2 protein-coding genes are annotated in these 1,763 nt (G+C 70.8%); both read right to left on the reverse strand.

Features of this window, described 5'->3' with window-relative positions; genetic code table 11:
• Positions 1-841, reverse strand: an 841-nt coding sequence (locus tag ABEA26_RS35855) for a beta-ketoacyl synthase N-terminal-like domain-containing protein (RefSeq protein ID WP_425587961.1), incomplete at its 3' end; no start/stop codon positions are given.
• A gap of 71 nt (positions 842-912) precedes the next feature.
• The coding region (locus ABEA26_RS35860; protein ID WP_345598243.1) for a phosphopantetheine-binding protein at positions 913-1,763 on the reverse strand (851 nt) is incomplete at its 5' end.

Consider the following 1,763-nt stretch of genomic DNA (forward strand, 5'->3'; position numbering starts at 1 on the left):
TGCGCCGCGCGTCGGACAGCCGCTCCAGCAGCAGCAGGCCCACACCCTCCGCCCACGAGGTGCCGTCCGCGCCCTCGGCGAACGCCTTGCACCGTGCGTCCCCCGCCAAGCCCCGCTGCCGCGAGAACGCCACGAAGGCGCCCGGCGTGGCCATCACGGCCACGCCGCCGGCGAGGGCGAGCGAGCACTCGCCGCTGCGCAGCGCCTGGGCCGCCAGGTGAATGGCGACCAGGGCGGAGGAGCAGGCGGTGTCGATGGAGACCGCGGGGCCCTCGAAGCCGAACGAGTACGAGACACGACCCGAGGTGACCGCGCCTGCGCTGCCGGTCAGGGCGTACCCCTCGGTGCTGGACTCCCCGCCCTCCAGGCTCGGGATGTAGTCCTGGGGCTTGGTGCCGGCGAAGACTCCCACGTTGCGGCCCCGCAGAGAGGTGGGGTCGATGCCCGCCCGCTCGAAGACCTCCCACGAGGTCTCCAGCAGGAGCCGCTGCTGCGGGTCCATTGCCAGCGCCTCGCGCGGGCTGATCCCGAAGAACGCCGCGTCGAACTCGGCGGCGTCGGTGACGAAGCCGCCCTCCTTGACGTACGACTTCCCGGCCTGCTCGGGGTCGGGGTCGAAGAGCCCCTTCACGTCCCAGCCTCGGTCCGTCGGAAACTCCGAGATGCCGTCGGTGCCCGCCGCGAGCATCTCCCACAGTTCCTCGGGCGAGGAGACGCCACCCGGAAGACGACAGCCCATGGCGACGATCGCGATCGGATCGTTCTTCTCCGACTCGACCTCGCGCAGCCGCTTGCGCGCCTGGCTGAGGTCGGCGAGGGCACGCTTGAGATAGTCGCGCAGCTTGTCGTCGTTGGTGCTCATCGAAAGAGTCCTTCGGGCTGGTCAACGGGTGGGGGGCCGGTGTGCCGCGGTCAGGAGGAGCCGAGTTCGTTCTCCGCGAAGCTGAAGAGCTCGTCGTCGGATGCGGAGTCGAGGTCGAACGCGTCCTCGTCGTCCATCGGGGCACCGGGCGTCGCACACCGGGTGGCCAGGGTCTGGAGACGCTTGGCGGTCTGGGCCATGACGTCCTCGTCCAGGGTCATGCTGGTCAACGCGACTTCCAACCGGTCCAGTTCGGCGAGCACGGACCCCGGCGAGACGCTCAGTTGCTCCAGCAGGACGTCGGCGAGGGCGGCCGGGGTCGGGTAGTCGAACACCGCCGAGGCGGGGAGCTGGAAGCCCGTCGCCGCCGTGAGGCGGTTGCGCAGTTCCACACCGGTGAGGGAGTCGAAGCCGAGGTCCTTGAAGGCGCGGTCCGGCGCGATGGCGTCGGCTCCTCGGCGTCCTCCCAGGACGGTCGCGGCGTCGGCGCTCACCAGGTCGACCAGTGTGCGCTGCCGCTCGGCCTGCGGCATCCTGGCCAGCCTGTCGGCCAGCGACTCCTTGGCCGTGCCGCCGGCGGGGGTACCGGCTTCGGTGCGGACGGTCGGCCGGGGCCTGCGCACCAGACCCTGCAACACGGACGCCGTCTCACCCACGGCCGCCTGCTCCTGAAGCGCGACGAAGTCGAACTTCACCGCCGCCAACGCCGCCTCACCAGACGCGACACCGGCATCGAAGAGACCCATCCCCTCCTCGACCGACAACGGCCGAATACCACCACGACTCATACGCGCCTGATCCGACGCACCCAGCGCACCCGTCATCGCACTCGACTCACCCCACAGACCCCAGGCCAGCGAGACGGCGGGCAGACCCTGCGTCCGACGCCACTGCGCAAAAG

The sequence above is a fragment of the Streptomyces marokkonensis genome (assembly GCF_039539045.1).
GTDB lineage: Bacteria > Actinomycetota > Actinomycetes > Streptomycetales > Streptomycetaceae > Streptomyces > Streptomyces marokkonensis.